Here is a 22,866-nt window from a genome sequence, read left to right as displayed (position 1 = left end):
GCTCAACAGAAATACCTGCACAGTTGTTTTCAGGGGCGTTGTTTTCAGAGGCTTTTAGAAGTCCATGCGCAAACCCAGTGTTGCATTGCGCGGTGTACCGAAATAACTGGAAGAGGTGCTGGTGTAATACTCCTCATCAAGCAGGTTATTCAGATTGAGGGTGGCGCTGAGTTGCTCGGTTAACGGGTAGCGCGCCATCACATCGACTAAGGCGTAGTCATCCTGGGTGAAGCGCACGCCGAGCGGGCCCATGCCGTCGCTGTAAATTTCGCTCTGCCAATTGACACCGCCGCCCAGCGTCAGGCCGTTACCGATGTTGCGCAGGGTGTAAGTGCTGAACAGTTTGGCGGTGTTTTGAGCAACGTTGGTGTTGAGCTTGGCACCGTCGCTGTCTTGCACGATGTTGCGGCTGAAGCTGGCGCTGGCTTCCCAATCTGGAGCCAATTCACCCGATACTTCGACTTCAAAACCACGGGTTTTGGTGCCTGATTCGGCCCTGTAAGCCTGATTACCATCTGGAGCGAAGACGCCGGGAATCGCGACGGCCAAGTTGTCTTGCTCGATTTGATACAGGGCCAAGCCAAGGTTGAGGCGATCATCAAAGAATGCCGCCTTACTGCCGACTTCATAGCCGACACCTTCCAGCGGGTCGAGGTAATTGCCTGTTTCGGTCATGTTGCTCTGCGGCTTGAAAATACTGGTGTAGCTGCCGTAGAGCGACCAGTTATCGTTGAGGTCGTAAACCAGGCCAGCGAAAGGGGTCACCACACCGGTTTCAGTGCGTTTGTCATCGGTGTCGGTTGAGGTCGGGTCGTAGTAATCAATTTTGATGGTGTTCTCCCAGTCGCTAACGCGGGCACCAAGAATGACTGACAGTGCGTCGGTTGCGCGCAACCTCAAGCTGCCATATGCCGCCGTTTGGGCTTCACTGTAATCATTCCGACTGGTTGCAGGCAGTGCTGGTTTTCCTGGGTTTTTGCCGTCCCAGTTGTAGATGTCATCAATTGAGTTATCCCAGTCAGCGAAGCGCCAAAGGGGATAACCGTTGGTGCGATAGTCGGTGTTTTGCTGGCTGTAACCGAAGACTGCATTATGTTCGCGGCCAAATAGGTCAAAGCTGCCGGCGATATTCAGGTCGATGCTGTTTTGCACCGGTTTGGCTTCCCAGCGACCCGCCCACAAGCCCATGCCTGCGCCAGTCGCCGGGTCGGGATAACCACTGGCTGCGTAACCTATTACTTCGTCATATTTGTAGCGGCCTTGGTTGAGTGTCAGCTTGGCTTTCCAGCGCTCGTTCAGGCGTTGTTCCAAGGTGGCAAACCCCGAGCTGAATGTGCGGTTTGAGTAAGCCCAGGCTGCACCCGCCGAGTCCGAGTCGGACCAGTTGGCGAGCGAACCATCTTGGTTGTACAACGGTAAACCGCTGCGCGCATGGTCATCGGCCTGATGGCTTTGATAATCCATGCCAACGGTGAGCAGGGTGTCGGGCGTAAGATCTGCCTCGATGACACCATAGAAGATTTTTTTACGCTCATTGAATCGGTCGATGTACGACTCGTTGTCCTGATACACCCCAACCAAACGACCACGAATATTGCCGCTCTCGGTCAGCGGACCGCTGGTGTCCAGCTCGGTGCGCTGGTAATTCCAGGAGCCACCTGTGACCGTGAGGCTGGTTTGTGGCTCGAATGTTGGCTTCTTGCGGATCATATTCAGGGTCGCGCCCGGAGTTCCGATTCCATTGGTCAGACCGGTGGCACCGCGAATGATTTCGACACGGTCATACAGTGCCAAATCGTTGCTTTGGATGATCGACGTATAGTTGCTGTTGAGCGACTGCACGCCGTCGATTTGATAGTTCTCCACGGCAAAGCCGCGCGAGTAGATGATGCTGGTATCCGAGCCGCCGTTACCGCTCTGGTTAATGCTCAGCCCCGGCGTTTGTCGCACCAGATCATTAAGCTGGGTGAGACCTTGGTCATCCATGCGCTGGCGGGTGATCACACTCACTGATTGCGGGGTTTCCCTGATCGACAATGGCAAGCCCGTTGCGGTGCTGGTCGATCCAGTGGTGTAGGAGCCTGTGCCTTCGGTGGTTGCGCCGAGGCTGACCCCGGTGACGTAGGTTGCATCCAGCTCTAGCGCGCTATTACTCGCCTCATCTGTGGCTAGCGGCAATAATGAATAGCTGCCGTTAGTCTGGCGAACGACTTTCAAACGACTGCCCATCAGTAGCTTTTCCAGCGCCTGATCGCTGGTATAACGGCCGCGCAAGCCTGCTGAACTCAAGTCTTGGAGGGCTTGCGGGGTGAACGATACGCTGACACCCGCAGTGGCGGCGAAACTATTCAGTGCTGACTCCAGAGTGCCCGCAGCTATGTTGTATTCCTGCTCTGCCACCACAGACTCAGCAAAGGCGGGCTGGGCCTGTAATACCGTCACCAGAGGAACAGCAAGTACGCTGCCCAGGACGGCGCGATGAATAGCTACGCACAGCGGATCAGACAGGGCGGAACCCAGCAACCGGGCGTGGCGCGTGACAGTCTGGAGCGACATGGAAAGTCCTTTGGTAGTGGTTTTGTTGGTTGCGCACTGTTGGCGCTTTAACTACCAGGACGAGTGAGAATACGAATCAACAACACTTCGGAAAAATATTTTTCAATGTCTGGATCAGGCTGGTTCCACGTTCACCCAATAACGGCTGACTCGATGAATTCGCAGGGCCAGCGTAGTGGTCAGGTTGTCGAGGATTGCATCGGTGTCGGCAAGCTGGAATGCGCCTGAGATACGCAGGTTGCTCAGCCGAGGATCGCAACGCAGGACGCCCGAGCGGTAACGGGCAAGCTCAGCGATGAACCTGGGTAGCGGCCAATTGCTGACCACCAACATGCCATTGACCCAAGCATCTGCATGACTTTCAAGCGGCTCGACAGCCAGTGCTTTGTCAGCCCCGAACCAGAGTTGTTGACCGGCATCCACTCGCAGCGGCGGCTGGTTTCTTGTCGAGCGGACTTCAACGGCATGCTGGAGCACTTGAACTTGGCTACGATCGCCCTCGCTACGCACTAAAAAGCGCGTGCCGAGGGCACGGATACTGCCTTGGTCGGTATGCACAACAAAGGGACGGGCTTGTTGATCGGCGGCGGTTTGCACCAGTACTTCACCTTGCAGCAAGCTGATTTCCCGTAGCTGTTTGCTGTAGTCAATATTCACTGCGGTTGCGCTGTTGAGTTGCAAAGTGCTGCCGTCGTCCAAGCGTACATCGCGTCGTTCACCGGTGGCGGTGCGCTGGTCCGCGCGCAGGCTGCTCAACGTTGTCGATTGCCAGGCTAAGCTCGATACGCCCCCAGCCACCAGCAACAGCCCGAGTAGTTTGAGGCTTTCGCGCCTTTTATTACTGGCAGACGACAGCGTTGGCTGAGCCAGTCCTGCGGGTAAAATCGCTAGCTTGCCTTGGAGTTTTTCCAGGCGTGCCCAGGCTTGGGCATGAGCGCTATCGGCAGCTAGCCAACGCTGGTGCGCGTCAAGCAAGACTGTGTTATTCGGCGCCTCTTGCAGGTCGAGATACCAGTTGGCGGCAGCCTGTAGAACGGCTGTGGAAGGGGCGGCGTTAGTGCTCATGCTTAATCTTCTATCAGGAGTAGGCACTGAGTCAGAGCGCGCACCAGATGTTTTCGCACAGTGTTGGTTGAAACGCCCAGACGACGGCCAATTTCGACTTGGCTTAGGCCTTCGAGTTGAGCCAAGAGGAAAATCTCACGGCCGCGCGCGCCCAGGTTATCGAGCATGCGGTCGATTTCCAGCAGTGTCTCGAGAATCAATACACGGGTTTCTGGGGAGATTTCCAGTGGCTCGGGCATCAATGCCAAGGTTTCGAGGTAGGAGTTCTCCAGAGCACGGCGGCGAAAGCCATCAATCATCAAACTACGCGCAATGCTGCTTAGATAAGCACGCGGTTCACGTAGATCCTGGGTTTTACGGCTGGTCAGGACCCGTACAAAAGTGTCCTGCGCCAAGTCCGCAGCGCTTTCTGCACATGGCAGGCGTTTACGCAGCCACAACCTTAACCAGGCATGATGTTCGCGGTAGAGCGAATGCAGCGTTTGCTGGGCGGTTGGCTCAGTTGAGGGAGGCGGAGAGAACACCACAGACTCTGAATGATAATTAATATCATTCATTTTCTATGGATTACAGGTCTCACGCAAGTGCCGCTGTATTTGTCGCGAGCCGGCTCAGTGTGGCTGGCGAGTCTTTTGCGCAGCATTGGGCTCCTCGGCCTTATCTTCCTGCCAGGTGAGGGTTGCGTAGAACCAGTCCCAGAGCGGGAAAATCAGGTTGAAGTTGTGCGTTTGCATCAAATCGCGGTCATGGTGCAACTCATGCAACCGGCGCATTTGGCGTATCCACGGCAGGCGCGAAACAGGATGGCTAGCGGGTAAGTGTTCGCAGGCGTGGAATATTTCGTAGCTCAGATAGCCGATTAACATTGAGCCGCAGAACAAGGCTGCAATATTCTCGTTGAGAGTCCCTAGCAGCCACCAGAGCGGAAAAATAAGCGCGGTAAAAAGCACGATTAGCCAAGGCGGGAATAAGATCACGCGCCAGTCTTGCATGTACTCATAGCTCATCTGGCCACGGGCAAAGAAACTATGGTGATCACCGCTGTGGCGCTTGTAAAACATGGCGCCGTAGCTTCGTTTTTGATGCCCCAGATTTTTGTGCACCATGTACTCGCCCCAATTGTGCAACACCAAGGCCGCAGGTATTGCCAACCACTCCCAAGGGCGAACGTTTTGCGCGTGGCTCCAGAAAAAAGCAATACTCAAGGCACCGAATAGCAGCACGAAACCCGCATGCAGCCAAGCGTTATAGCGAGGATGAATCGCTGCGCGATAGCGCTGGCGAAAATCTGTGGTGTCGAATTTCATGGGGCTGCCCCAGTTGTTAAGCACTTACTGCTGACGGATTCGGGCCATGCTTAGAACATCGACAAAGGCGCCATCACGCACTGCATAATCACGCAGTTGTCCTTCAGTCTCGAAGGCAAATTTTCGACAGTCGATGTGTTCATTGTCTTTCGTCCTTTGAAATACAGATGGCGGGCTTGTGTAACTTATGTTCCGAGGTGGGTATTTGCCATCTTTTTAACGAAGTCGCTGTGGTCGACATATCGGGCTTGAAGACCTCTGGCTCGCTACCGCTGGTCTTATCGAGTCAATACATGTGATTAATCATTGATGTCCTTTTGATATCATTTGTGTTGCGTCGCACTCTTCAGTCAGTGAGTCATTCATGCTCGTCAGCAGCTATAACGGCGTTTTCGTCGTATTTTCTTTGATCGTCGCCATTCTTGCTGCCTATACCGCGCTAAACATGGTTGGCCGGGTCTCAGGTTCCAAAGGACGCGCGGCAATCTTGTGGTTGATTGGTGGCTCATTCGCCATGGGCTTTGGCGTCTGGTCGATGCATTTTATCGGTATGCTCGCGTTCAGCCTGCCAATATCGTTGGGCTATGACGTAACGCTGACCCTACTTTCGCTGATCATTGCGATCTTCTCGTCTGCCTTCGCCTTGTGGTTGGTTTGTCAGGAGAACCTGCCCTGCGCGCGTTTGTGGTTGGGCGGCTTGTTAATGGGGATTGGCATTGCTGCCATGCATTACACCGGCATGGCAGCCATGTTGATGAGCCCTGATGTTGTCTATATTCCATGGCTTTTTGTGTTGTCGATTGTGATCGCGGCAACCGCTTCGTGGGCATCGTTGTGGATTGCCTTTCGTTTGCGTACAGAGTCAGAGGTCAATACCTATGCGCGCATCGGCGCATCATTGGTCATGGGCTGTGCCATCGTGGGTATGCATTACACCGGTATGGCGGCTGCGCAATTCCCTGTGGGTAGCTTTTGCGGCGCGGCCAACAGCGGCATCGATACCAAGTGGCTGGCGGTATTGGTGATTGTGGTGAGCTTGGCGGTGTTCGCCATTGCCTTGATCGTTTCCATGCTCGATGTACGCACCAACCTGTTAGCTTCCTCGCTTGATCGCGCCAATACCGAGTTGGTGCAACTCGCCCTGCACGACAATCTGACAAAGCTACCTAACCGGCTGCTTTTGAATGACCGCTTGGAGCAGGCGATCAATAAGTCCGCTCGGAAAAAACATCAATTTGCACTGTTATTTATGGACCTTGATGGCTTTAAAGCCGTCAACGATGCTTATGGACACTTCACCGGTGATCGCCTGCTTATGAAGATCGCACAACGCATCCTTGACGCTAAGCGTGGAGAAGATACGGTGGCCCGCCTGGGCGGCGACGAGTTCGTGGTATTGGTTGATCCCAGCGAACCCGGGGATGCCGCAGCGCTGGCACAACGGCTGGTCGAGGTCATTGCCGAGCCTTACAGTGTTGACGGCAACACCCTTAATCTTTCCGTCAGTATCGGTATTGCCTTGTTCCCCGCTGACGGCACGACAGCCCATGAGTTGATGGTCAATGCCGACGCAGCGATGTACCACGCCAAAGAGACGGGGCGTAACGCGTACTGCTTCTTTGAAAGCACCATGAACGTCAATGCCCATGAGCAAATGCAGTTGCAGCAAGACTTGCGATTAGCACTTGAGCGTCAGGAATTTTGTCTGCATTACCAACCTAAAATGCTGGCGCCTAATGGTTTGATTGTCGGGGTTGAAGCGTTACTGCGGTGGCAAAGCGCGGAGCATGGTTTGGTTCAACCGGATGTATTTTTGCCGCTTGCGGAGCGCACTGGCTTGATCATTCCAATTGGTAATTGGGTGATCAATGAAGCCTGTCGACAACTACGCTTTTGGCATGATGCAGGGCATGGCAGCTGGAACATGGCGGTCAATCTGTCCACGGTTCAGTTGGCTCACGTAAGCCTCGTGGATGTGGTGCGTTCAGCCTTGGAGCGCTACGCGATCGATGCACGGTATTTAATCCTTGAGGTCACCGAGTCCACCGCCATGCGTGATGCAGAGGCCAGTCTGGATGTACTCAATCGTTTATCGGCGCTGGGCGTGAGTATCTCAATCGATGATTTCGGTACCGGTTACTCAAGCCTGCTTTATCTCAAGCGTTTGCCAGCTAACGAATTGAAGATCGATCGTGGTTTTATCATGGCGCTGGCGCAGGGTAATGATGATGCAGCGATCGTCTCGGCAATCATTGCCTTGGGCCAAACCTTGGACATGAAGATTGTTGCCGAGGGCGTGGAAACAAGCGACCAAAAGGACCTGCTTACCCGTTTAGGCTGCAATACGCTGCAGGGCTTTCATTTAGGCAGGCCACAACCGGCTGATATGTTGCTCAGTAGTCTGGGAGCTCCCATCCTGGCATCCTGTTAGTGTGCGCAAGTACAAATCGTTTGCGCAAGTACAAGCCCGATGCTCTACACCTGGAAGCGACCGACCAGTGTGCTCAAACCGTGCGACAACTCTGAAAGGTGTTTGCTGGCTTGCGCACTTTGCTCAGAGGTCTGCGCCGCTTCATTCGATAGGTCGCGAATATCGCTGATATTGCGCGCAATCTCCTCGCTTACGCTGCTTTGTTCTTCGCAGGCTGTGGCGATCTGCGCGGCCATATCATTGATGCGCTGTACTGAGTCGCTGGTGTCCGTCAGTGCTTGATCCACGCCCGCCGCCTGCTCAACGCTCTGTTGAGCCATGCTACTGCCTGAGTGAGTGGCCTTGACCGCGTTCTGCACGCCAATTTGCAAGCGCTCGATCATTACCTGAATGTCTTTGGTCGAGTCTTGAGTGCGCGCGGCCAAAGCCCTAACTTCATCGGTTACTACTGCAAATCCTCGACCTTGCTCGCCTGCACGTGCAGCTTCGATGGCAGCGTTCAGCGCGAGCAAGTTGGTCTGCTCGGCAATGCCCTTGATAACCGCCAGCACCGCACCGGTATTGCCAGCCTCCTGCTCAAGGGTCTGAATGCTGGCAGAGGCGCTCTCAACTTCTTCGGCCAATTGACGAATTGAATTGATCACCCCGCCAACCACCTGCGCTCCTTGACGCGATTGGATTTCGGCGCTGCGTGCTGTGTCGGCCGCGTTTTGTGCGTTGCGCGCCACTTCATGAACCGCAGAACTCATTTCGGTGGCGGCGGTGCTTACTTGATCGACCGCGGCATATTCGCTGCTAATAAGGCGGTCGTTGGCGACTACTAAGTCGGCCAGATTCTGCGCCGAACTTTCAACCTCGTAAGTGACCCGTCCCACCTCTTTTATTAGCGGTTGCAACTTATCAAGAAAGCGGTTGAAGGCATGGCTTAGCTTGCCCAATTCATCGTTGGAGACAACATCCAGACGCACACGTAAATCACCATCGCCGTCTGCGATCTGATTGATACGATTAAGCAGATTGTGTAGCGGGCCGGTCACCAAAATCGGAAAGCCAATGACCAACACCAGACACACGCATAAACCAATGGCGATTATCAAACCTTGTTGCCAGCTCAGTGTTTTGCCCAGCTCAATAGCTGAAAGCCCTTCAGCATTTGCTGCTTGATCGTCCATTTCACCGAACTTGTCGATAGCTGTACGCGGCGCTAAAGCTCAAGTCACTTGCTGCCTGTGGATCGCTGGTGGCCAGTTGCACGACCTGTTGTGAGGTGGTTTTCCAGCGCTCGAAGCCAGCATCAAGCTGCGCGACCAACTTCATCGCCTCGCTGCCGGGTTGCATGTCCGCGAACTTATGCACGCGATAGTAAGCCTGTAGCACGTTCTCCGCATGCGCTGCGCTCAGTGCTTGCGCCCGGCTGCCAACCGCTTCACCGGGCAAACTGCGTTCGGCTACAAACGCCTGATAAAGATCACGATCCGCATTCAACAGCAAGCTGATGCCAGGTAAATAGCGGTTGGTTAATTTGCTGCTGGAGTCTGCAACCTGAGTGATGCCGCGCATCCCCAGAACACCCATCGTCACCAAAAGCACTGCCAGCAGCAGAATTGGCAATGCAATTTTCCAACGAAACCCCAAATCGGCGAATGCACGAAGTATGTTGGATCTCCTGGGTGATTGCTTAATAACCCAGTCTATACCACGCACAGTAACTCGGATTGAGCTGCCAACGCTTTCTCAAACTGAGGGCCGATAGATCTTAGTTTTGGCGGATGCCGTTTCCCCCAGTTCAGCGTTACGCCATAGAACACTTCAAAGAAAGAAATCGCAGGTGTTGGCGTCGATTATTCGTGCCCGGAATTATTCGAGTTGGGATATGATTCGCGCCCTCTAAAATCCCGCTTAATCTCTCAGGTCACTATGTCCGGCAACGCTTTATATACCGACTTGTCGGGCTATTACGATCTGATGTGCGCGGATATCGACTATCAGGCGCAAAGCCACTGTATTCACCGGCTACAGCAGCTATTCGGTAATGCCGGTAAGCGCCACCTCGACCTGGCCTGCGGAACTGGGCCACATGTTCGCTATTTCATCGATGCCGGTTATCAGTGCAGCGGGCTCGACATCAATCAGCCGATGCTCGATAGAGCTTCTATACGGTGCCCTGAAGCGCAGTTTTCGATGCAGGATATGTGCGGGTTCATAGTGGGTGAGCCGCTTGACCTGATTACCTGCTTTTTGTATTCGATCCATTACAGCGCCGACATAGAGCGGCTTAAGGCCTGTATCGCCAGCGTGCATAAAGCCCTGCAAAGCAATGGGCTGTTCTGTTTCAACGCCGTCGACAAAAATATGATCGACAACCATTCGTTCGTGTCGCACAGCGCCAAGCACGATGGCAGCCTGTTCAATTTCAGTTCCGCGTGGCACTACCGAGGTGTTGGTGCGCAGCAGTCGCTGAAGTTACGCATTGAAAAGACCACGGCGGATGAAACTCAAGTCTGGCGCGACGAACATCCGATGGTGGCGGTCAGTTTCGCCGAGTTAAAGGCGTTGTTGCAGCCATATTTCGAGGTGTATGTGCTGGCGCATGATTACCAGACAATCGCGCCTTGGAACCTAGCCTCCGGCAACGCAATATTTGCCTGCGTAAAAATCTGATCAAGCCGCGTCAATCACGCATCCTCAGCCACCTTTTCCGGTGACTGAGAGCGTCTGGCAGTACTCTTTCGTGCACTGCCTCTGCATCAAAGCAGGGGAAGGGTATAGCTGAGGATTAGGCGGTTTTCGTCAACATCGTTGGTGAAGTTGGAGCGCACCATCGCGTTACGCCAGCGCACTGAAAGGTTCTTCAAGGGGCCTTGCTGAAATACATATTTTAATTCGATGTCACGTTCCCATTCCTTGCCATCACCGGCGGTTGCGCCGAGGTCGACATTATCGCCGCTCAGGTAGCGGGTCATGAATTTCAATCCGGGGATGCCTACGCCCTTGAAGTCAAAGTCGTAACGCGCTTGCCAAGAGGACTCATCCTTGTTGGCGAAGTCGCTGATTTGCACATAGTTGACCAAGAACGGGTCTGTACCGCCGATATAAGCGGCGCCGGTATCGCCATTCATCTTTTGGTAACCAAGGCCGACGCTGTGGCCAGCCAGGCTATAGGTGAACATAGCGCCCAGCGCTTTATTGTCGACGTTGCTGCGGCCATCATCGGTTGAGCGCGTATAGCGCAGGTCTGCTTTTAGGCTCTGGCCTTCGCCTAGCGGTAGCACCTGCACCAAGTTGAAGGAGTTCTGCTTGTAGAGGTCTTCCAGATTGGAGTAGTAGTATGAGGCGGTCATGTCTTCGGTGACCCTGTAGTTACCCCCGAGGAATTTGAAGGCGTCGCTGGAGTTGTCGCCGCCCACATTGATTCCCCGCTTGCCTCCGGCCTTCACTTTCAGGTCTTCGAAATCGCCCGAATCACGATGATTAACCTGGCTCAGGTAACCACCATCGAGTAAGAGTCTTTCGAATTCTGTTGAGATCAATTGCCCCCCTCTGAACACTTGTGGCAACAGGCGGCCATCACTTGAGCTAATCGCCATGTTCTTGAACTGCATGCTGCCGACACGCACAGCTGTATCTGAGAACTTAGCCTTGGCGGCTACCGCCAAGTCAGATGAGTTGTCTTGCGAGCCGCCCGAGCGGTCAGGCACCAGCAGATTGGTTCCGGCAGTCCCGCCACCGCTGTCGAGTTTGAAGCCAAACATGCCGATGGCGTCCAGGCCAACACCCACCGCGCCTTCGGTGTAACCGGAGTCCACGCGCATGATAAAGCCCTGGGCCCACTCTTCGCGTCTGCTCTGGCTGGCGCCTTCCTGGCGGAAGTCTCGATTGAAATAGTAGTTACGTGCTTCAAGGGTGGCGGTGGTGTCCTTGATAAACTCGGCATTCGCAATAGGGCTTAATGACAAGCCAAAGATACTGGTAGTTACGGCAAGGCTGAGGCGGGTTTTTATCATCTTACTGTTCTCCACGTTTCAAAGGTTTGGCGTATTCCCCTAGCCGGTTATGACCGAGCGGCAGGGCGAATTTCAGGCAGCACAACCTCTAGCGCACTAACTGCAGCCATGGTGATTACGCTTCAGGTATCAGGTTTATGCTGATTGCGGTGGCTGGACGCCGCGCGCACAGCTCTCGCCAGCAGAGCTATCCGCTTATTTCCAACGAGCTCGTAATGAGGTGGGGTACAAAGAGTGGTGGTTGGCCTGAGGGAATTTCTCCCTGGTCATGACTTTCAGCACAAAGCGGATAAAGCCTTTTGCGAAATGATGCAGATATGCTCATGAAGGGCCTCCTTGCCGGGTTTTGTAATTGTTTGAAACACTCAGTGCGAGGACTCTAACGCAGAGGTCCGAGGCTCGATATTCACGATTGTCGAACACCCTGTTAGGCACTGATGAACTGCAGGTTTGGTTTGACTTATATTGCGGGGAGTGGCCGCAGTTACACAGTAGATCTCAAATGTTCTGCTTAGTTGGCTAAGGCTGATGGCAGCTAAGCGTCCAATCAAAAATGACTCCGCCTCGTCTAATGGATCAGCCACCGTTTGATTGAAGATCTGCTCAATCACGCAACCGGGATTGGAATGCTCGTTACCCAGCGCATACATAAGGGGGGGCGTTGGCAGATATGTGATTTCATGATACTTATAAAGTTACATGAAAATAAAAGAGCTTAGGTAAGGTAATGCACGAGTTTGAAGATCCGAATCGCTGGAACGCGGCGGCCAAACACTATCGGCAGAGCGCACATCCATTCACCGCACATTTTGCGGAGGCTGCTCTAGCCCGAGTCCCGCTCACGCCAGACAGCCAGGTGCTCGACGTGGCAACGGGCACAGGGGCGCTGGCATTGGCCGCTGCGCGCACCGGCGCAAGGGTTATGGCGACAGACTTTTCTGCTGGGATGGTTGCCTGTGTGGCTAGCGTTGGGCTGGACAATGTCGATGCGCGAGTAATGGACGGCCAGGCTCTTGATCTGCCTGATGCCAGTTTTGATGCGGTTTTCTCGATCTTTGGCGTAATTATGTTCCCAAACTGGCGTAAAGGCCTGAGAGAGATGCAGCGGGTTACGCGCCCAGGCGGCTACGGGATAGTCGCCACATGGAGGGAGCAGGGCGCCGCGACATTTTTGCTACTCGGCAATATACGTCGCAAGCTGTTTCCCGAGCGTTCATCCATGGCCATGCCAGAAGCCGTACAGGCGCTGGGGGAGCCGCAGGACTTCAACAACGAGTTGGTCTTGGCGGGCTATCGAGATCCAGTTATTGAAAGCGTGACTTACGATTACCAACTCGATGTCGCAGCCCTTGATGAGCCCGACACTTTGTTTGGTATGTCGCCTGATTGGGTCAGCCTGAGTGATTCAGATAAAGCAGCAGTGATCGCCGAAGTCAGGCAAATGGCCGGTGACCAGCTCTTTATTGCCATTCCCTCAACCGCTCTGATCGCTGTGGCGAAACGCTAACGGTTCGGTGCAGAGCGTGGCTAGGGCCGCTCGGCCCTATACAAAGGCGTCTATGTGCACGGTAATTGGGCCAATCAGGGGTTGCCTGGATTATTTGTCAGTTGTAGTACAGGGTAATAATCGTGGCTTGCACAGGCGTGCCGGATTCTTGTGTATAACTCATCCCTTGCAATGGAGTATGAATATCCAGGACATAAAAAAGGGCTGCCATTTGGCAGCCCTTTTTTGTGCGTCCGTTTCACATTAACTAAGAAACTTTCACGTTTTAGTGATTCTGAGCGGTTGAGCAGGATCAATCCCAGCTCAACGCACCGCCAGTTTGATACTCGATTACGCGGGTCTCGAAGAAGTTTTTCTCTTTCTTCAAGTCCATGATTTCGCTCATCCATGGGAATGGGTTGGTGGTGCCTGGGTACTCTTCTTTCAGGCCGATCTGGGTCAGGCGACGGTTAGCGATGAACTTGAGGTAGTCCTCCATCATCGCTGCGTTCATGCCCAATACACCGCGGGGCATGGTGTCACGTGCGTATTCGATCTCAAGCTGAGTGCCCTGCAGAATCATCTGCGTGGCTTCTTCTTTCATCTGCGCATCCCACAAGTGTGGGTTTTCGATTTTGATCTGATTGATCACGTCGATACCGAAGTTCAGGTGCATCGACTCATCACGCAGGATGTATTGGAACTGTTCGGCAACACCGGTCATCTTGTTGCGACGGCCCATCGACAGAATCTGGGTGAAGCCGCAATAGAAGAAGATGCCTTCCAGAACGCAGTAGTAGGCGACTAGATTGCGCAGCAGTTCTTTGTCGGTCTCAACGGTGCCGGTCTCGAACTTCGGATCGGAGATCGAACGGGTGTACTTCAGACCCCAGGAGGCTTTCTTCGCGACCGAAGGAATCTCGTGGTACATGTTGAAAATTGCACCTTCATCCATGGCCAGCGATTCAATGCAGTATTGGTAAGCGTGGGTGTGGATCGCCTCTTCAAATGCTTGGCGCAGGATGTACTGGCGGCATTCCGGGTTGGTGATCAAACGGTACACGGCCAGCACCAGGTTGTTGGCAACCAGTGAGTCGGCAGTGGAGAAGAAGCCGAGGTTACGCATGACAATGCGGCGCTCGTCGTCGGTCAGGCCGTCGGTGCTTTTCCACAGCGCGATGTCGGCATTCATGTTTACTTCTTGCGGCATCCAGTGGTTGGCGCAACCATCCAGATACTTCTGCCAAGCCCAGTCGTACTTGAAAGGTACGAGTTGGTTGAGGTCAGCGCGGCAGTTGATCATGCGCTTCTCATCAACCGCAACACGGGCTGCAGTGCCTTCCAGCTCAGCCAAGCCTTCAGCAACGTCGAGCTCGTCCAGTGCCGCTTTGGCACGGGCGATCGCCGCGGTGTCTTCAGCCGAAACCGCACGGGCTTCTTCGGCCGCTGCACCACCAACTTGGTCAAGCTTGTCGATGTTCATGTCTGCCATCGCGGCAGCGTTGTTACCGGTAGCGGCTGCAGTTTCTGCGCCGTCTTCCTTTTCGAATTCGTCCCAGCTCAACATGGTAGGTTGGCTCCTTTCAGGTGGGTGGACATCCGAGTCTGCTGCGCGCCGTTCATACTGCGTTAAACCCGGTAATCGCCTGCTCATGTACAGCCGTACACTGCGCGGGCTCAACCGTGTTTGTCTTGCCTGAACGTCGCTCGCAATACTCTAAATCTGTAGTTAGAACTCAAAAGCTCTAACGCTGTATTTATCGCGAGCTGATAACCAAGCCTCGCAATCTTCCTGTGTTACTGAGCTGGGTCTCTTGATCTGAATCACTTTGCTTACAACAACCCAAGCGTGAGACTGAGAGAGTAGCAGCTAGGCGCCGGCTGGCCCTGAACCCCTGAGCGTACGCATGTACGTGATGGGGGCAGGGCTGATAGGCAACAACGCGCGGTCCACTCTGCGGACCGCGTGCGGTTTTACTGACAAGCTTCGCAATCAGGCTCATCGATGGCGCAGGCTTTAGGCACTGGCGCTGGACCGGCCGACATTTCGACTTCTGGTGCGGCCTTGCTTGGCGCTGCGCTCAGACCGTCATTACCGCCGCTCGATACCGCGTTGAGCTTGCCGGTGCTGACTGTCGATTTCTCGGTGCTGGTCGCGGCCAAGGCACGGAGGTAGTAAGTGGTTTTCAGGCCACGGTACCAAGCCATGCGGTAGGTCACGTCGAGTTTTTTGCCCGATGCGCCAGCGATGTACAGGTTCAACGACTGCGCCTGGTCGATCCACTTCTGGCGGCGGCTGGCGGCATCAACGATCCACTTGGTTTCAACTTCAAACGCGGTGGCGTAAAGCTCTTTCAGCTCTTGCGGGATGCGCTCGATCTGCTGCACGGAACCGTCGTAGTACTTCAGGTCGTTGATCATGACCGAGTCCCACAGGCCGCGGGCTTTAAGGTCGCGAACCAAGTATGGGTTGATCACGGTGAACTCGCCGGAGAGGTTCGATTTCACGTACAGGTTCTGGTAAGTCGGCTCGATCGACTGCGACACGCCAGTGATGTTGGCGATGGTTGCGGTCGGTGCGATGGCCATGATGTTGGAGTTACGAATGCCTTTCTGTACACGGGCGCGAACCGGTGCCCAGTCGAGGGTTTCATTCAGGTCTACATCAATGTACTTCTGGCCGCGCTGCTCGATGAGGATCTGCTGCGAGTCGAGCGGCAGAATGCCTTGCGACCACAACGAACCTTGGAAAGTCTCGTAGCTGCCGCGCTCATCAGCGAGGTCACACGAGGCTTGAATCGCGTAGTAGCTGACCGCTTCCATCGACTTGTCAGCGAACTCAACTGCCGCGTCAGAGCCGTAAGGAATGTGCTGCAGGTACAGCGCGTCCTGGAAGCCCATGATGCCCAAGCCAACTGGACGGTGCTTGAAGTTGGAGTTACGCGCCTGTGGCACCGAGTAGTAGTTGATGTCGATAACGTTATCGAGCATACGCACAGCGGTGTTGACAGTTTTTTGCAGCTTGGTGGTGTCAAGCTTGCCATCGACGATGTGATTCGGCAGGTTGATCGAGCCGAGGTTGCAGACCGCGATCTCGTCCTTGTTGGTGTTCAAGGTGATCTCGGTGCACAGGTTCGAGCTGTGGACCACGCCAACATGCTGCTGCGGGCTGCGCAGGTTGCATGGGTCTTTGAAGGTCAGCCATGGGTGGCCGGTTTCAAACAGCATGGACAGCATTTTGCGCCACAGGTCTTTAGCCTGAATGGTTTTGTGCAGTTTGATCTTGCCGTATTCGATCAGCGCTTCGTAGTACTCGTAACGCTCTTCAAAGGCTTTACCGGTCAGGTCGTGCAGGTCCGGCACTTCGCTTGGCGAGAACAGGGTCCATTTGCCGTCGTCGAAGACGCGCTTCATGAACAGGTCAGGAATCCAGTTAGCGGTGTTCATGTCGTGCGTGCGGCGACGGTCATCACCGGTGTTCTTGCGCAGCTCGATGAACTCTTCGATGTCCATGTGCCAGGTTTCAAGGTAGGCGCACACCGCACCTTTACGCTTGCCACCCTGGTTTACGGCAACAGCGGTGTCGTTGACCACTTTGAGGAAGGGTACAACGCCCTGCGATTTGCCGTTGGTGCCTTTGATGTAGGCGCCCAGCGAGCGAACCGGTGTCCAGTCATTGCCCAGACCGCCAGCGAATTTCGACAGCATGGCGTTGTCGTGGATCGCGTGGTAGATGCCTGACAGGTCATCCGGCACGGTCGTCAGGTAGCACGACGACAGCTGCGGACGCAGGGTGCCAGCGTTGAACAGGGTTGGGGTCGAGCTCATGTAGTCGAACGACGACAGCAAGTTGTAGAACTCGATGGCGCGGTCTTCTTTTTGCTGCTCTTCCATCGCCAGGCCCATGGCCACGCGCATGAAGAACACCTGCGGCAGTTCGAAACGAATACCGTCTTTGTGGATGAAGTAGCGGTCGTATAGTGTCTGCAGGCCGAGGTAGGTGAACTGGCCATCGCGCTCGTGGTTGATCGCCTTGCCGAGCTTCTCAAGATCGAAGTCTTGCAGCTTAGGATCGAGCAGGTCGAACTGAATGCCTTTGGCGATGTAAGCAGGCAGTGCCTTGGCGTACAGGTCAGCCATTTCGTGGTGAGTGGCGCTGGTGGCGACTTCAAGGAAGGTCAGGCCTTCGGCACGAATGTTGTCCATCAGCAGGCGAGCGGTGACGTAGGTGTAGTTAGGCTCGCGCTCTACCAAGGTCCGCGCGGTCATGACCAACGCAGTATTGACGTCGCTCTGGGCAACACCGTCGTAGAGGTTTTTCAGGGTTTCTTTCTGGATCAGCGCGCCATCAACTTCAGCCAGACCTTCACAGGCCTCGGTGATGATGGTGTTCAGGCGGCCCATGTCCAGCGGCGCAACGCTGCCATCAGCATGGGTAACGCGGATGCTTGGGTGCGGCTCGGCAATGTCACTGCCGACTTCACGTTTACGCTCTTGTGAACGCAATTCGCGGTAGATTACGTAGTCGCGCGCAACTTTTTGCTCTCCGGCACGCATCAGCGCCAGCTCAACCTGATCTTGAATTTCTTCAATGTGAATGGTGCCGCCTGAAGGCATGCGGCGCTTGAAGGTGGTGCTGACTTGTTCAGTCAGGCGCGCCACTGTTTCATGGATACGTGACGAGGCGGCAGCAGTGCCACCTTCAACTGCGAGAAACGCCTTGGTGATGGCAACGGTGATCTTGTCGTCGGTATACGGCACAACAGTGCCGTTACGCTTGATCACACGCAGCTGACCTGGAGCGGTTGCTGCCAGGTCTTGGGTGGCGTCAGAAGCCTGCGGCGCTTGGGCCTGCGGGTTCTCGCGATTGGTGTCGGTATGCATGGATGTCTCCGTGTTCTGTATTTATGTAGACAGGCATTTGCAGCTGATTACTGCAAGTGTCCTGTCGTTCATTCCATTTCAACAACACCATGCGCTGAGCAGAATCACTGCGCGCATGGGGCTTGCAAAACAGGGCAGGGAAGGTGTGGCTCATAAACGCCTTCCTGGCTCTTTAAATCTTGTGTCAGCTTGTGGCTGGCGATACTAGATGTAGTGGTCGGCCTGTTTTGACTTTGCAGTGTGGTCACGCTTGGAACGCTCTGCTGGCGTTATTCACAGTGTGACCGGCGTGTGCTGCTCAAAAACAGGTTTAACAGCATTAAATTGCATTTTTTCAGTTCAGGGACTGGATATTTTAGGTGCAAGTATGCTTGGTTGTTTGTTGTGCCAAAACCCTATATGTAGGTGTTTTGCGCGCGTTAGATACAAGATAGTGCGGTGTTGGGGGGATGGCAAGCCGACATATTGCATCAGCCTGTGGATAAAGCTGTGGGTTAACGTGGGGTAGTTTTCGCAAAGCCCCGAGATTGCTGGGATTTCTCCCCTTACACCGTTCGTCGTTGTAAGAAATGTTTTTTTAGTCTCTGACGCCAAGTTTTTAGTCAATCGCATAAACACAATATGTAGGTTTTTTATTACAAGAGTTGGAGCGTTTTGTGCAGGCGCGGCGGCGCACTCTACGCGACGCGATAACGGCTGTGAACTGTGCGCCATTAATGCTCGTATAAACTGTACGGTTTAATGGTCTGGCATGCGTCGTTGTGAAGGGGCACTATGCAGTATTGAACTGCATCACCGGTGCGGGTTGTGGATTGTGCTTAAGGAGCAAGCTGTGGAGCAAGAGTCACCGCGCGTACTGATTGTCGAGGATGATCAGCGGTTGGCAGAGTTAACTCGCGATTACCTGCGGAGTAACTGTTTTCTGGCCGAAATTGAAGCAGACGGTGCGCAAGCGGCTGAGCGGATCATCCGTGAGCAGCCTGATGTGGTGATTCTTGACCTGATGCTGCCGGGGGAAAGCGGTTTAGATATTTGCAGCAAGGTGCGCGCTGATTATCAGGGGCCGATCCTGATGCTGACTGCGCGCACCGACGATACCGACCATGTACTCGGCCTTGAAACCGGTGCCGATGATTACGTCTGCAAGCCGGTGCGACCGCGTTTGTTGTTGGCGCGTATTCGCGCCTTGCTCAGACGCTCTGAGCCCGCGTCTTCCGTATCCGGTCAGCCACGGCGCCTGCAGTTCGGGCCGCTGGTGGTGGATAACGCATTGCGCGAAGCCTGGCTGGCCAACGAGCATATCGAGTTGACCGGTGCTGAGTTTGATTTGCTCTGGTTGCTGACCGCTAACGCGGGGCGGATTCTTTCGCGCGAGGAGATTTTCACGGCCTTGCGCGGTATTGAGTACGACGGTCAAGACCGCTCGATTGATGTGCGTATTTCGCGCATTCGCCCCAAAATCGGTGATGATCCAGAGCACCCACGTTTAATCAAAACCGTGCGCAGCAAAGGTTACTTGTTTGTAGCTGAGGCGGCTGTCGAGCGCGGATGAACTCAATATTTCTGCGTATCTACGGCGTTATGCTGGCTGTCTTGGTACTGGTCGGGCTGCTGGGTGTCGGTACCTTGCACTTGGTCAACGAAGTGCGCAGCGATCAATACCGTGAAGATTTGGCGCGCGGTACATTCAATCTGATGGCCGACAACCTGCAGCCGATGGTTGATGTCGAGCGGCGCCGGGCTATTGCGACCTGGTCGCGACTATTGGGTATTCCGCTGCAAATTGTCTCGGTGGCTGACTCTGCGCTCGACAGCACTGCACGTAGTCGAGTGCTACGTGGTCAAGTGGTGGTCAAGCTGCTTGGCCCGCATGCCGTACAAGTCGCCACGTTAATCAGTGAGTCACAGCAGTTGTTGTTGGTCGGCGAGGTGCGCCAGATCAGTGAACAGTTGGCGCGTGCGACGATCTTTCTGCTGATCGATGAGTTGGTGCGTTTCCCCGTTGAAGATCAACCCAAGCGTCTGGCCGATATCAAACAGAGCAAACAGTTTGGGTTTGATTTGCGACTGGTGCGCATTGAGGACGCCAACCTGGATGTTGATCAGCGCCGGCGTATTGATGAAAGCGATACGGTGATGGCCTTGGGCAAGGGCGGAGACACCATTCATGTGTTTTCTGGGATTGTCGATACGCCGTGGGTGCTGGAAATCGGCCCGCTGTATCAAATGAACCCATACCCGCCGCAGTTATTGGTATTGATCGCCATGCTTGGGCTGAGCTTGATCGGTGTCACCGTGTATTTTTTGGTGCGACCACTGGAACGACGTTTACGCGGTATGGAAGGTGCGGCCAGCTTGATTGCCAGTGGCAAGCTCGATGCGCGGGTGGCGGCCCATGGGGCGGACTCGATCGGGCGCTTGGCATCGGCGTTCAATGATATGGCTGAGCACTTGCAACGCTCACTAGGGATTCAGCGCGAAATGGTTCGCGCCGTGTCACATGAATTGCGCACCCCTTTGGCACGCCTGCGCTTTGGCCTGGAAATGGTGGAAAACGCCACTGCCGAGACAGACCGCCAGCGTTACCTTGAGGGCATGGACAGCGATATCCATGATCTCGATGAGCTCGTCGATGAGATGCTCACCTATGCTCGACTGGAGCAGGGCGCACCGGCGATCAACTTCCAGTCCGTCGATTTACAGCGGTTGATTGAACAAGTGGCAGATGAATTGACGCCGCTGCGTGCTGAGGTGCAAATCGAGTGTGGTCCTTCACTCAATGCGCAAGGTGAACATGGCGCGCTCGTTGAGGCAGAGCCGCGTTACTTGCACCGTGCACTGCAAAATCTAGTGAGTAACGCCTTGCGTCATGCCGAGTCGCGGGTACGCATTCGTTATCAGGTAGACGCTCAGCGCTGTCAGTTGGATGTTGAGGACGACGGGCCCGGCGTTCCCGAAGAGGAGTGGGAACGAATATTTACGCCGTTCCTGCGTCTGGATGACAGTCGTACGCGGGCCTCTGGCGGCCACGGCTTGGGATTGTCGATTGTGCGGCGAATCATCTATTGGCACGGTGGGCGCTCGCAACTCAGCCACAGTGAGGCGCTGGGCGGCGCGCATTTCAGTTTGGTCTGGCCGCGCCGTCAGGCGTAGGGTGGGTGACGCTTTTACCCACTATCCGGTTGCGCGAATAGTGGGCTGATGGTGCGATCTGGGTGGACAAGCTTCGCGTTGCCTCACCCTACGGGACGGGGTTCAAGCCTTAAAACGGGGCAGGGCACTCAAAACGCATGCGCTCGCCGGTCTGCGGGTGAGTCAGCGTAAGCATATTGGCATGCAGGCACAGGCGTGGATACGCTGCAAGTGCTTGCTCGTGTGCGTAGAGGCCATCACCCAGCAGTGGGTGGCCAATCGACAGCATATGAACGCGCAACTGGTGTGAACGACCGGTAATGGGTGTGAGTTCTACTCGGCAATAATCACCGCAGCGCTCAGTTACTTGCCAGAAGGTCAGCGCATGCTTGCCTTGCTCATGATCAACTACATGACGTGGCTTGGTTGGAGGGTCGTAGCGCAGCGGTAAATCGATGCTGCCACTGTCGAGTTCTGGTTGGCCCCAGCACAGCGCGCTGTAAGCTTTCTCGGTTTCGCGGTCATGGAATTGCCGTGACAGCTCGCGGTGGCTGTCGGCGTCGCGTGCCAACACGATAATCCCTGACGTCTCCCAGTCGAGTCGATGGACGATGCGGGCTTCTGGGTAGCCGTTTTCTTGCAGGCGAGTGACCAAACAATCCTTGTTATCTTCGGCACGACCTGGCACCGAGAGCAGCAGGGTGGGTTTGTTGATCACCAGCAGTGCGGCGTCCTGATGGAGAATTTCGATCTGGCTGAGAGGCATGAGACTTCTAGTGTGGGTGGGCAAGGGCGAACGCTAATCTTACCAGTCTGGCGGGGCAGTGCATTCATTGGGCGGAAAAACAAAATGGCGGCTCAAGGCCGCCATTTTGTTGGGGGTATCATCTGTGGCCGGCTTAATTAACGCTCGGGCAGGGTGATATTTAGCTCAAGAATCGAGCAACTGCCCTGATTTTCCAATGCGACCTGAACGTGGTCTGAATCGATGTTGACGTACTTGCGAATCACATCAACCAGTTCTTGTTGCAGGGCCGGAAGGTAATCCGGCTGGCTGCGCTGGCCACGTTCGTGGGCGACGATGATTTGCAGGCGTTCTTTCGCGATAGAAGCAGTTGTTCCCTTTTTGCGCTCACGAAAGAAGTCAAAAATATTCATTCACGACCTCCAAATAAACGTTGTAAGAATCCTTTCTTCTGAACATCAAGGAAACGATGCTCAACGGTTTTGCCTAGCAGGCGATCAACTGCGTCGCTGTATGCCTGGCCTGCGTCGCTCTGGTCATCAAGGATCACCGGAACGCCCTGGTTGGAGGCTTTGAGTACGGCTTGTGATTCTGGGATAACGCCAATCAGGCGGATCGCGAGGATTTCTTCGACGTCTTCAACGCCAAGCATTTCACCCTTGACCACGCGCTCTGGATTGTAACGAGTCAGCAGCAAGTGCTCCTTGATTGGCTCGTCACCCTTCTCTGCGCGGCGCGACTTGCTAGAAAGCAGGCCGAGCATACGGTCGGAGTCACGTACCGAAGACACTTCCGGGTTGGTCACGACAATCGCTTCATCAGCGAAGTACATGGCCAGGTGGGCGCCTTTTTCGATACCAGCAGGCGAGTCGCAGACCACGTATTCGAAATTTTCAGACAGTTCTTTGATAACTTTTTCGACGCCCTCAAGGGTGAGTGCATCCTTGTCACGGGTTTGGCTGGCGGCCAACACGTAAAGATTTTCCAGGCGCTTGTCTTTGATCAGCGCCTGAGTCAGTGTCGCTTCGCCGTTTACGACGTTAACGAAGTCGTATACCACGCGGCGTTCGCAGCCCATGATCAGGTCAAGGTTGCGCAGGCCAACGTCAAAGTCGACGATGACGGTTTTGTGCCCGCGCAGAGCGAGACCGGTACCGATGGCGGCGCTAGTGGTAGTTTTGCCTACGCCACCCTTGCCGGAAGTAACTACGAGGATCTTGGCCAAGGTGATTCACCCCAAAATGTGAAATAAAAGC

The 22,866-nt window shown here is 54.7% G+C and carries 16 protein-coding genes and 3 pseudogenes; 5 read left to right on the top strand and 14 right to left on the bottom strand.

Going from position 1 to position 22,866, the window contains the following annotated elements; genetic code table 11:
• Window positions 1-54: 54 nt before the first annotated feature.
• The 5 genes and pseudogenes from B9K09_RS15320 to B9K09_RS15300 form a co-directional block, all read right to left on the bottom strand.
• A complete protein-coding gene (locus B9K09_RS15320) occupies window positions 55-2,556 on the bottom strand; it encodes a TonB-dependent receptor (RefSeq protein ID WP_087517624.1) in 2,502 nt (833 codons plus the stop codon).
• Between the two features lie 114 nt (window positions 2,557-2,670).
• Window positions 2,671-3,621, bottom strand: coding sequence for a FecR domain-containing protein (locus B9K09_RS15315; protein WP_087517623.1), 951 nt, complete (start codon window positions 3,619-3,621; stop codon window positions 2,671-2,673).
• Between the two features lie 2 nt (window positions 3,622-3,623).
• Window positions 3,624-4,178 (bottom strand): sigma-70 family RNA polymerase sigma factor, encoded by a 555-nt coding sequence (locus tag B9K09_RS15310; RefSeq protein ID WP_087517622.1) that lies wholly within the window; start codon window positions 4,176-4,178, stop codon window positions 3,624-3,626.
• 90 nt (window positions 4,179-4,268) lie between these two features.
• Window positions 4,269-4,928 (bottom strand): annotated as a pseudogene (locus B9K09_RS15305) (sterol desaturase family protein); the annotation flags it as partial.
• Window positions 4,929-4,952: 24 nt separating this feature from the next.
• Window positions 4,953-5,054 (bottom strand): annotated as a pseudogene (locus tag B9K09_RS15300) (GNAT family N-acetyltransferase); the annotation flags it as partial.
• A 238-nt stretch (window positions 5,055-5,292) separates the two neighbouring features.
• Between B9K09_RS15300 and B9K09_RS15295 the strand changes: the two are divergent.
• Complete coding sequence (locus B9K09_RS15295; protein WP_087517620.1) at window positions 5,293-7,359, top strand: bifunctional diguanylate cyclase/phosphodiesterase; 2,067 nt, start codon at window positions 5,293-5,295, stop codon at window positions 7,357-7,359.
• 44 nt (window positions 7,360-7,403) lie between these two features.
• Here the strand turns inward: B9K09_RS15295 and B9K09_RS22975 are convergent, their stop codons facing one another.
• The 3 genes and pseudogenes from B9K09_RS22975 to B9K09_RS22965 form a co-directional block, all read right to left on the bottom strand.
• On the bottom strand, window positions 7,404-8,108 hold the full coding sequence (locus B9K09_RS22975) for a methyl-accepting chemotaxis protein (protein ID WP_371917465.1): 705 nt from the start codon (window positions 8,106-8,108) through the stop codon (window positions 7,404-7,406).
• A gap of 201 nt (window positions 8,109-8,309) precedes the next feature.
• Window positions 8,310-8,531: pseudogene (locus B9K09_RS22970) on the bottom strand (methyl-accepting chemotaxis protein); the annotation flags it as partial.
• A 1-nt stretch (window position 8,532) separates the two neighbouring features.
• Complete coding sequence (locus B9K09_RS22965; protein ID WP_371917409.1) at window positions 8,533-8,970, bottom strand: MCP four helix bundle domain-containing protein; 438 nt, start codon at window positions 8,968-8,970, stop codon at window positions 8,533-8,535.
• Between the two features lie 306 nt (window positions 8,971-9,276).
• Between B9K09_RS22965 and B9K09_RS15285 the strand changes: the two genes are divergently transcribed.
• Window positions 9,277-10,020: a class I SAM-dependent methyltransferase gene (locus tag B9K09_RS15285; protein ID WP_087517619.1), complete on the top strand. Its 744-nt coding sequence runs from the start codon at window positions 9,277-9,279 to the stop codon at window positions 10,018-10,020.
• An 86-nt stretch (window positions 10,021-10,106) separates the two neighbouring features.
• Here the strand turns inward: B9K09_RS15285 and B9K09_RS15280 are convergent, their stop codons facing one another.
• Window positions 10,107-11,363 (bottom strand): OprD family porin, encoded by a 1,257-nt coding sequence (locus tag B9K09_RS15280; RefSeq protein ID WP_087517618.1) that lies wholly within the window; start codon window positions 11,361-11,363, stop codon window positions 10,107-10,109.
• A gap of 727 nt (window positions 11,364-12,090) precedes the next feature.
• Between B9K09_RS15280 and B9K09_RS15275 the strand changes: the two genes are divergently transcribed.
• On the top strand, window positions 12,091-12,870 hold the full coding sequence (locus B9K09_RS15275; protein WP_087517617.1) for a class I SAM-dependent methyltransferase: 780 nt from the start codon (window positions 12,091-12,093) through the stop codon (window positions 12,868-12,870).
• Window positions 12,871-13,162: 292 nt separating this feature from the next.
• Here the strand turns inward: B9K09_RS15275 and B9K09_RS15270 are convergent, their stop codons facing one another.
• Window positions 13,163-14,416: a ribonucleotide-diphosphate reductase subunit beta gene (locus B9K09_RS15270; RefSeq protein ID WP_087517616.1), complete on the bottom strand. Its 1,254-nt coding sequence runs from the start codon at window positions 14,414-14,416 to the stop codon at window positions 13,163-13,165.
• A gap of 407 nt (window positions 14,417-14,823) precedes the next feature.
• The gene (locus B9K09_RS15265) at window positions 14,824-17,733 is read right to left on the bottom strand and encodes a ribonucleoside-diphosphate reductase subunit alpha (protein ID WP_087517615.1); all 2,910 of its coding nucleotides are present in this window, start codon (window positions 17,731-17,733) and stop codon (window positions 14,824-14,826) included.
• An 832-nt stretch (window positions 17,734-18,565) separates the two neighbouring features.
• Between B9K09_RS15265 and B9K09_RS15260 the strand changes: the two genes are divergently transcribed.
• A complete protein-coding gene (locus B9K09_RS15260; RefSeq protein WP_087517614.1) occupies window positions 18,566-19,285 on the top strand; it encodes a winged helix-turn-helix domain-containing protein in 720 nt (239 codons plus the stop codon).
• Window positions 19,282-20,886 (top strand): ATP-binding protein, encoded by a 1,605-nt coding sequence (locus B9K09_RS15255; protein ID WP_087517613.1) that lies wholly within the window; start codon window positions 19,282-19,284, stop codon window positions 20,884-20,886. Before B9K09_RS15260 ends, B9K09_RS15255 begins: the two co-directional genes overlap by 4 nt.
• 109 nt (window positions 20,887-20,995) lie before the next feature.
• Here B9K09_RS15255 and B9K09_RS15250 read toward each other — a convergent pair whose 3' ends face one another.
• The 3 genes from B9K09_RS15250 to minD all read right to left on the bottom strand — a co-directional run bounded on the left by B9K09_RS15250 (window position 20,996) and on the right by minD (window position 22,835).
• Entirely contained in the window at window positions 20,996-21,631 is a 636-nt protein-coding gene (locus tag B9K09_RS15250; RefSeq protein WP_087517612.1) for an RluA family pseudouridine synthase, read from the bottom strand.
• A gap of 137 nt (window positions 21,632-21,768) precedes the next feature.
• Window positions 21,769-22,023, bottom strand: a complete 255-nt coding sequence (minE, locus tag B9K09_RS15245; protein ID WP_087517611.1) for a cell division topological specificity factor MinE — start codon at window positions 22,021-22,023, stop codon at window positions 21,769-21,771.
• On the bottom strand, window positions 22,020-22,835 hold the full coding sequence (gene minD, locus B9K09_RS15240) for a septum site-determining protein MinD (protein ID WP_087517610.1): 816 nt from the start codon (window positions 22,833-22,835) through the stop codon (window positions 22,020-22,022). Before minD ends, minE begins: the two co-directional genes overlap by 4 nt.
• Window positions 22,836-22,866 lie beyond the last annotated feature (31 nt).

It is taken from the genome of Pseudomonas sp. M30-35 (assembly GCF_002163625.1).
Taxonomy (GTDB): domain Bacteria; phylum Pseudomonadota; class Gammaproteobacteria; order Pseudomonadales; family Pseudomonadaceae; genus Aquipseudomonas.
Note: the sequence above shows the minus strand (reverse complement) of the source record. Positions and strands in the feature narration are given on the sequence as shown.